Source organism: Azospirillum sp. TSH58 (assembly GCF_003119115.1).
GTDB lineage: Bacteria > Pseudomonadota > Alphaproteobacteria > Azospirillales > Azospirillaceae > Azospirillum.
On the sequence record NZ_CP022367.1, the window covers coordinates 906,161 to 915,000 of the forward strand.

The following is an 8,840-nucleotide window of genomic DNA, read 5'->3' on the forward strand; positions in this document are numbered from 1 at the left end:
AAAACCGCGGGAGCGTGGCATGATCGACTCGTACAGCGTGCCAAAGGGATTCGAGGTCCCCATTGCGACCGACCTCGGCATCCCGGCGGCCACCAAGCCGATGGCCGCTTCATCGGCCTTCTCATCCAACGCCATCGCCGCCGGCTTGTCGTCGGCGGAACGGGAAATCCGAAACGTCGCGGTAAGCGCCAAGGCGGCGGTTGTGGAAGCCGCCCCGGTTGTTGGGGCTGCGGCACACGCCATGGCGGGCAAGGCGGGAGCCGAGATCCTCCGAGCGTCCGCCGGCGCCAGGACGATCATCGCGTACAACAAACCGGTCGCCAAACGGGCGGCATCGGATGCGATGGGTGTTATTCATGCTTCCATGGGGCGCCTTCGCGACGCAATGGCCGATCCGGTCAAGCGCCGCCTCGCCTATGCTGGGAGCGGCCTTGCCATCCTGATCGGCTTGGGCGTGGTGTTTGCCGAGCCGGCTGTCTCCTACATCGACGCTTGGCTGGAGCACAGGGCGGCCGAGGCCCGCTTGGAAACCGCTCGGAAGGAGATCGAGACCGCCGCCATCAAGCGGAAGGTTGAGGAGCAGCGCCGAGCGCAAATCCAGGACGCCGCTCCGCAAGTGGCGGCACAGCAGCCTCCACCGACGCCGGTCATTTCCAGCAACGCCCCGCAACCTCAGGCCAAGACCACTGTGGGTGCCGGCGGCAGCGCCAGCATCTCCAGCCCCCCAGTGGTGCCGCCAGCACCGATTGTTCCGGTTGCTCCGGTTGTTCCGCCCCCTCCGTCGCCGATCACCGGTGAAGCCGCGGCCATCAACACCGCCAATGTTACGGTCGCAGGGCAGAACCTGCAGCTCTACGGTGTTCGCCCGGTTCTGCACCCCGGAGCCGAAGCCAGCTTCAAAGGCTACCTGAAGCAGGCCGGGCCGGTGGAGTGCTTGCCGGTGGGGCAGGACTTCGCCTGCAAGGTCGTCGCGAAAGGCTACGATCTTTCCGAGATGGTGGTGTTGTCCGGCTTGGCCACGGCCTTGCCAGATGCGCCGGCTCGCATCCGCAACGCTGAGAACGAAGCCAAGCGCAACAAGTCCGGCGTTTGGCGGCAGTAATTATGAAGAGAACTTGATCGTCGATCTGCACAGCGACGACCTGAGATGATGTGGTGGACGGCCCTTTTCCCGAATGCCGGTGAAAAGCGTTGGATGTCGAAGACACCACCTCATGGGAGCCAGCGATGGGCGTGACGACGATCGGTCTGGATCTGGCGAAAAATGTCTTCCAGGTTCATGGCATCGACGGAGACGGGAAGGTTCTGGTCCGTCGGCAGTTACGACGGGGCGAAGTGCTGAAGTTCTTCCAAGGCCTGCCGGCATGCCTGGTGGGGATGGAAGCGTGTGGAACGGCGCACCACTGGGCGCGGGAAATCGCGGCGCTGGGCCATACGGTGAAGCTGATGCCGCCGATGCCGAGGCGATCTGCGAGGCGGTGACCCGACCGACGATGCGCTTCGTGGCCGTCAAGACCGTCGATCAGCAGGCTGCCTTGATGCTGCACAAGACCCGTGACCTGCTGGTTCGGCAGCGGACGATGCTGATCAACGCCTTGCGCGGTCACCTCGCGGAATTCGGCATCATCGCGGCCAAAGGCCCAAGCGGGACGAAAGCCGCCATCGAGGCGCTGCACGAGGCGCAGGATCGTCTGCCGGAGTTGGCGCGCCGGGCGCTGCACGGTCTTGTCGATCAGCTCCGCCTGCTCGGCGAAGAGATCGACCGGTTGGAGGCGCGCATTCTGGAGTGGCACCGCGCCAGCGACGTGAGTCGCCGGTTGGCGACGATTCCCGGGATCGGGCCGATCACCGCCAGTGCGATCGCCGCGGCGGTGCCGGATGGGACGCTGTTCCGATCCGGCCGGCAGTTCGCCGCATGGCTCGGCCTGACGCCGAAAGCCCACAGCAGCGGCGGGAAGGACCGGCAGACGGGGATCAGCAAGCAAGGGGACGGTTACATCCGCCGCCTGCTGGTCGTGGGCGCCACGGCGGTCATGCGGCTGGCGCGCCAGGACAACGCCAGCCGCATTTGGGCGACGAAGCTGCTGGAGCGCAAACCGGCAGAGCTGGCCGCCGTGGCTCTGGCCAACAAGACCGCGCGCATCGCGTGGGTGGTGATGACGCGGGGAGTGACCTACGCGGCGCCGAGCGCGGCGTAGACCGCGTTCGCCTCGCCGGCGTCGGATGGCTCGGCGAGGCGGATGGGCAAGGGTGGTGAGACGTGATGACGAACCGGCGGGGCCGGGGATCGGCCAAACCCACGGGGACCAAGCGCCACCGAGCGCGATGAGCTGATTTGGACGCGATCCGCGGAATTCATCAGGGCCAGCAGCCAGCGGCTGCAACAACAGGCCGGACACATGGATGCATCCTTCTCGGCCAGTCAATGCGGATTTCCCTCTTGCGCCAGAGGGGCCGTCCACACAAGGGTTCCGCCCCGCCGCATCCGGCGCCGGGCAATTTTCTGCACCGCCTGGGTGAAATGGTGGACCTGAGCGGCCCGCAGGCGGAGGGGTGGGATCGACGTGGTTGGCGACGGTAACACCGGTATCAGGTGTCGCTACCCGGTATCGCTACCGCGGCATCACCTCACCATCGGCCGGCTTGGACCGGAACCGTCAAGATTCCGTCGCCGCAGCCCTTTCCTGGCATCGCAACTCATCCAGATACTCAGCCGGCCGACAGCACGGCCGCCCAAACCGTAGTCCCCGCAGAGGTTCTGGATGTCCTGCTCCCAGCCCACCTATCCCCTGATCACGCACGAGTCCGTCTCGGAAGCGGTCAGCAAGATCGTGTCGAAGGACCACGCCTATCCGTCCTACCGCCGCATTCGCGCCGAGATTGGCGGAGGCTCCCTGCGCGACGTATCGCGCTTCATCCATGACATCAGGAAGACCGCCCCTCACCTCTTCGTCATTCAGAAGGGCGCGGTCAGCACGTCTGGCAATGCGTTCGCGGGAGGGCCGGTCGACGTCCAGTCCTGCGCCGCGGCCGAGCAGATGCGGCATGCCATCGATGGCGCCTTGACGGCCTTCATCGCGTCGATCGACGCCCTGCGGCAGGAGGAGAGGCGCCTCGCCGCGGAACAGCACGCCGCCGCGCTGGCAGCCCTGCAGAACGAAAGCGCTGCTTGCCGGAGCGAACTTCACGCCCTGACGGCGGAGATCGCTGAACAGGAGCAGGGCTACGAGGATTTGGCACAGGAGCACGACCGGATCACGGAAGACCGCAACCAGCTGGCGGTGAAGGTCGCCCAGCAGGACGCGGCGCTGACCCGCATGTCCGCGGAGATGGAGGATCGCCAGCGGCAGGTGGCGGACGCTCAAGCCGCTGTGGAGACCGTGAACCACCTTCTGTCGGAAGAAAGGGCTGCCCACCTGCGCTCCTCGCTGCAGCTCGACCAGTTGCGTTCGGAACTGACCGCCAAGCGTCAGGTGGAGCAGGCGCTGGACGAAGCGCGCCGCGAGAACGCCCGCCTGCGGGGCCGGCTGGAGGTTCTGGAGCCGTTCGCGGCGGCGCTCGCGGCATCCGCCCATCGTGAAGCCGGTGGCAAGGTGAAGCCCGGCAAGCAGGGCTCGCTGGGGCTGCCGGCCACGGCCGCGCCGCCCGACTCCTGACCGCACCTATGTCCGGGTTGGCGTCGGCGACGCCGATCTGCCGCTGTGTTTCCGCTCCTGCCACCATCGGACCATATCGTCATGGCCGCTCCCACCATGGACTTTCCACCCGTGACCCACACCACCGACTCCACCGCCGCAACGACGGCGCCCGTTGTCCAGCCGCCCCAGCAGGAGCAGCGGGCCGCTCCACTCGAGAAGCTGCTCGGATTGGCCCGCATTTTGGCGCGCCATGAGATGCGCCGGCGGCCGTCCCAGGCCGGCTTCATGACGTTCGCTGCCGGCCTCGCCCTTGTTCTTCTCGCCGCCCTGATCGCGTTTTCCCTGAAGGTCCTGCGATGACTGTCGTCCACCACCCCCGCCGTCGGGCCGTCATCTACGCCCGCTACTCGACCGACAAGCAGCGCCAGGAATCGATCGCCGACCAGATCGAGCTGTGCCGGCGTTACACCGTCCAGCAGGGCTGGGAGGTTGTCGATACCTACACGGACGCGGCGATCAGCGGCGCCTCCCGGCACCGCCCGGGCTTTCTGAAGCTGGTGGATGATGCCGGGCGCCGCCGCTTCGATGTCGTGGTGTCACCGTCTGGGCCGGCGGTTGGCGGACACCTCCGATCTCTATGACCACCTCAACTTCCACAATATCAAGCTGTACACGCCGCACCTTGGCGAGATCACCACCCTCCACATCGCCATCATGGGCATGATGGCACAGGTGCAGCTCAAGGAGACCGGTCAGAAGACCCGACGCAGCCATCTCGGCCTTGCCAAGGAGGGACGCATTCCCGGCGGCAAGGCCTATGGATACGACGTCGTCGACGGCGACAAGCCCGGCGGCGGTTACCGCCGCATCAACACAACCGAAGCTGCCGTTGTCCGCCGCATTTTTACGCTGTACGCCGACGGCATGAGCCCTCGCGCCATTGCCCGCCTGTTGAACGACGAAGGTGTGACCGGGCCTACTGGCGGCGCTTGGCTCGACACCACCATCCGCGGACAGGTGGCGCGGGGCACCGGCATCCTCAACAACGTCAACTATGTTGGTGTGCTGAGTTGGGGCCGCTGCGAGTTCATCAAGAACCCGGGCACCGGCAAGCGCGTGGCCCGCATCAATCCTCAGGAAAAGCGGGAGACCGTCGAGATTCCCGAGCTGCGCATTGTCGATGACGCTCTGTGGAACCGCGTCAAGACGCGACAGGAAGCGGTTGCCACCGAGATCGGTCGGGATGACCAGGGCAACGCGCTGAACCGCGTGCATCGCCGGCGCTTCCTTCTGTCCGGCGTGCTGGTGTGCGGCATCTGCGGCGCCGGGTACACCATCATGGGCAAGGACCGCTACGGCTGCGCCGGCCACCGGAATTCCGGCACCTGCCCGAACGACCGCACCATCACCCGGCAGGCGATCGAGCGCCGTGTGCTCGCCGGACTGAAGGAACGCCTGCTCGGCGCCGACGTGGTCGCAGCCTTTGTCGAGGAGATGGCGGCGGTGCAACGGCGCGAGCAAGCCGAGGCGCGAAACCGGCGGGGGGACCAGGAGCGCGCCCTCGCCGGCATCGACCGGAAGATCGCGTCCATCCTGAAGGCGGTGGAGGACGGGATGTACAGCCCTTCTCTGAAGGAGCGGTTGTCCACCCTGGAGGCCGAGCGTGCCGCGCTCGCCACCGAGATGGACGCCGTGAAGACGGAGGCGCCGGAGATGCTGCTGCCGGCCAACCTGCCGGAGCTGTACCGGCGGAAGGTTGCGGAGCTCGAGTCCGTGCTCGGGGACGGCGATGAGGGGATGGCGGCGATGGAGATGATCCGTGCGATGGTCGACCGCGTCGAGCTGTCCCCCTGCCCGTCTGGTGCCGGGCTGGAGGCGCAGCTTTATGGCGACTTGGCGGCGATCCTGGCGGCGTGCGCCGAGGCGGGTCCGAAACGCCAACAGCCCGCCTCCGGGGAGACGGGCTGTCAACTGTCGGTGGTTGCGGGGGCAGGATTTGAACCTGCGACCTTCAGGTTATGAGCCTGACGAGCTACCGGGCTGCTCCACCCCGCGGATGTTCCTTGGGAAGGGACGATGTGCGACGATTGTCAAGTGTGTTTGAAGCCTGCTGCGTCCACGTCCTGGCTGGCGTGGCGTGTGCCGTGGTGACCTGGCGGCGACCTACTCTCCCACGTCTTAAGACGCAGTACCATCGGCGCTGAGGCGTTTCACGGCCGAGTTCGGAATGGGATCGGGTGTTGGGAGCCTCGCCATGACCACCAAGTCACCAAGGCACACGCGAACCATCCGGACAGGGACGGCAGAGGTGTCAATGATCGAGGACGTTCTTGCATTCTTGCGGTGTTGGCTCGTGCGCCCAGGGCTTGCCGCTGCGCGCGGGCCGCCTGCTGGGAAGGATCAAGCCGATCGAGCGATTAGTAAGGCTCAGCTTCAGGCGTTGCCGCCCGTCCACATGCCTCCTATCGACGTGATGGTCTGTCACGGCTCTCAAGGGAGTTCTGGTTTAGAGGTGGGTTTCCCGCTTAGATGCTTTCAGCGGTTATCCCGTCCATACTTAGCTACCCGGCCATGCCACTGGCGTGACAACCGGTGCACCAGAGGTATGTCCATCCCGGTCCTCTCGTACTAGGGACAGATCCTCGCAAAACTCCGACACCCACGGCAGATAGGGACCGAACTGTCTCACGACGTTCTAAACCCAGCTCACGTACCACTTTAATCGGCGAACAGCCGAACCCTTGGGACCTGCTCCAGCCCCAGGATGTGATGAGCCGACATCGAGGTGCCAAACGACTCCGTCGATATGGACTCTTGGGAGTCATCAGCCTGTTATCCCCGGCGTACCTTTTATCCGTTGAGCGATGGCCCGTCCACATGGAACCACCGGATCACTATGGCCGACTTTCGTCTCTGCTCGACTTGTCTGTCTTGCAGTCAGGCGGGCTTATGCCATTGCACTCGTCGAGCGATTTCCGACCGCTCTGAGCCCACCATCGCGCGCCTCCGTTACACTTTGGGAGGCGACCGCCCCAGTCAAACTACCCGCCATGCAGGGTCCCGGCTCCGGATCAACGGAGCGCGGTTAGATGCCAGAGACCTCAAGGGTGGTATTTCAAGGTTGGCTCCGCCCGAGCTGGCGCCCGGGTTTCCTAGCCTCCCACCTATCCTACACATGAGATCCCTAGCACCACTGCAAAGCTGTAGTAAAGGTGCACGGGGTCTTTCCGTCTGACCGCGGGTACTCCGCATCTTCACGGAGAGTTCAATTTCGCTGAGTTGGTGTTGGAGACAGCGGGGAAGTCGTTACGCCATTCGTGCAGGTCGGAACTTACCCGACAAGGAATTTCGCTACCTTAGGACCGTTATAGTTACGGCCGCCGTTTACCGGGGCTTCAATTCGGAGCGTGAACCCCTCCTCTTAACCTTCCGGCACCGGGCAGGCGTCAGACCCTATACGTCGCCTTGTACGGCTTCGCAGAGCCCTGTGTTTTTAGTAAACAGTCGCCACCCCCTGGTCTGTGCCCCCCGCCCGCGCTTGCGCACGAACGGGGCCCTCTTCTTCCGAAGTTACGAGGGCAATTTGCCGAGTTCCTTCAACACCATTCTCTCAAGCGCCTGGGTATACTCTACCAGTCCACCTGTGTCGGTTTGGGGTACGGTCTGATGCGGGGGCTGTTTCCTGGAACGGGTCCCCAGCCGGGCCAATCCGATAAGGCCCGACACGCTTTCCCATTCGTCACACACCCGCTGGCCCACGAATATTAACGTGGTTCCCATCGACTACGCCTTTCGGCCTCGCCTTAGGGGCCGGCTCACCCTGCGTGGATTAACCTTGCGCAGGAACCCTTGGACTTTCGGCGACAGTGTTTCTCACACTGTTTGTCGCTACTCATGTCAGCATTCTCACTTCCGATACCTCCAGGCGGCCTCACGGACACCCTTCGCAGGCTTACGGAACGCTCCGCTACCACGTGTCAAAGACACATCCGCAGCTTCGGTACACGGCTTGAGCCCCGATACATTTTCGGCGCAGGCCGGCTTAACTAGACCAGTGAGCTATTACGCTTTCTTTAAAGGATGGCTGCTTCTAAGCCAACCTCCTGGTTGTCATGGCCTTCCCACATCCTTTCCCACTTAGCCGTGATTTGGGGACCTTAGCTGGCGGTCTGGGCTGTTTCCCTCTCGACGATGGACCTTAGCACCCACCGTCTGTCTGCCGGGCTGTGCTCCACGGTATTCGGAGTTTGGTTAGGTTTGGTAAGCCGCGAGGCCCCCTAGCCCATCCAGTGCTCTACCCCCGTGGGCAATCGCCCGACGCGCTACCTAAATAGCTTTCGCGGAGAACCAGCTATTTCCCGGTTTGATTGGCCTTTCACCCCTAGCCACAGGTCATCTCCGACTTTTTCAACAGGCGTGAGTTCGGTCCTCCAGTGCGTGTTACCGCACCTTCAACCTGCCCATGGCTAGATCACCGGGTTTCGGGTCTACAGCAAGCAACTCAAGCGCCCTGTTCAGACTCGCTTTCGCTGCGCCTCCGGCTATCGCCTTAAGCTCGCTGCTTACTGTAAGTCGCTGACCCATTATACAAAAGGTACGCCGTCACGGCACAAGGCCGCTCCGACTGCTTGTAGGCATCCGGTTTCAGGAACTGTTTCACTCCCCTCGTCGGGGTGCTTTTCACCTTTCCCTCACGGTACTGGTGCACTATCGGTCACTGAGGAGTACTTAGGCTTGGAGGGTGGTCCCCCCATGTTCGGACAGGGTTTCACGTGCCCCGCCCTACTCGAGCATTCAGTCCGGTTTACCCGTACGGGGCTATCACCCGCTCTGGCCCGCCTTTCCAGACGGTTCCGGTTATGTAGACTGAATGACTGGCCTGGTCCGCGTTCGCTCGCCACTACTAGCGGAGTCTCGGTTGATGTCCTTTCCTCCGGCTACTTAGATGTTTCAGTTCGCCGGGTTCGCCTCCCCACCCTATGAATTCAGGTGAGGATACCGCTTGCGCGGTGGGTTGCCCCATTCGGAAATCCACGGATCAAAGCCTGCTCGCGGCTCCCCATGGCTTATCGCAACGTGCTGCGTCCTTCATCGCCTCTCAGTGCCAAGGCATCCACCAGATGCCCTTCAGACGCTTGATCCTAAACTCAGCGGTTGCGCCACGCGCAGGGGCAAGCCCAGACGCACGCACAACGCCGCAAG

5 protein-coding genes, 1 tRNA gene, 2 rRNA genes and 1 pseudogene are annotated in these 8,840 nt (G+C 63.8%); 6 read left to right on the forward strand and 3 right to left on the reverse strand.

Going from position 1 to position 8,840, the window contains the following annotated elements; all coding sequences use genetic code 11:
• Positions 1-19 precede the first annotated feature (19 nt).
• From TSH58p_RS25590 to TSH58p_RS25615, 6 genes and pseudogenes are all read left to right on the forward strand, one after another.
• Positions 20-1,102 carry a hypothetical protein gene (locus TSH58p_RS25590; protein WP_109072032.1) on the forward strand — a complete coding sequence of 361 codons (1,083 nt, stop codon included), beginning with the start codon at positions 20-22 and terminating at the stop codon, positions 1,100-1,102.
• Between the two features lie 125 nt (positions 1,103-1,227).
• A pseudogene (locus TSH58p_RS25595) lies at positions 1,228-2,198 on the forward strand (IS110 family transposase).
• A 564-nt stretch (positions 2,199-2,762) separates the two neighbouring features.
• A complete protein-coding gene (locus tag TSH58p_RS25600; RefSeq protein ID WP_109469556.1) occupies positions 2,763-3,656 on the forward strand; it encodes a hypothetical protein in 894 nt (297 codons plus the stop codon).
• Positions 3,657-3,767: 111 nt separating this feature from the next.
• Positions 3,768-3,998: a hypothetical protein gene (locus TSH58p_RS25605; protein ID WP_162600089.1), complete on the forward strand. Its 231-nt coding sequence runs from the start codon at positions 3,768-3,770 to the stop codon at positions 3,996-3,998.
• Positions 3,995-4,279 (forward strand): recombinase family protein, encoded by a 285-nt coding sequence (locus TSH58p_RS25610; RefSeq protein ID WP_109469558.1) that lies wholly within the window; start codon positions 3,995-3,997, stop codon positions 4,277-4,279. The genes TSH58p_RS25605 and TSH58p_RS25610 overlap by 4 nt, the downstream gene beginning before the upstream one ends.
• Before the next feature lie 283 nt (positions 4,280-4,562).
• Positions 4,563-5,660: a recombinase family protein gene (locus TSH58p_RS25615; protein WP_247895567.1), complete on the forward strand. Its 1,098-nt coding sequence runs from the start codon at positions 4,563-4,565 to the stop codon at positions 5,658-5,660.
• Here the strand turns inward: TSH58p_RS25615 and TSH58p_RS25620 are convergent.
• The 3 genes from TSH58p_RS25620 to TSH58p_RS25630 form a co-directional block, all read right to left on the reverse strand.
• A tRNA-Met gene (locus TSH58p_RS25620) sits at positions 5,617-5,693 on the reverse strand. The genes TSH58p_RS25615 and TSH58p_RS25620 overlap by 44 nt on opposite strands.
• 95 nt (positions 5,694-5,788) lie before the next feature.
• Positions 5,789-5,904: ribosomal RNA gene (rrf, locus tag TSH58p_RS25625) — 5S ribosomal RNA — on the reverse strand.
• A 130-nt stretch (positions 5,905-6,034) separates the two neighbouring features.
• Positions 6,035-8,779, reverse strand: a 23S ribosomal RNA gene (locus tag TSH58p_RS25630).
• Between the last annotated feature and the right edge of the window lie 61 nt (positions 8,780-8,840).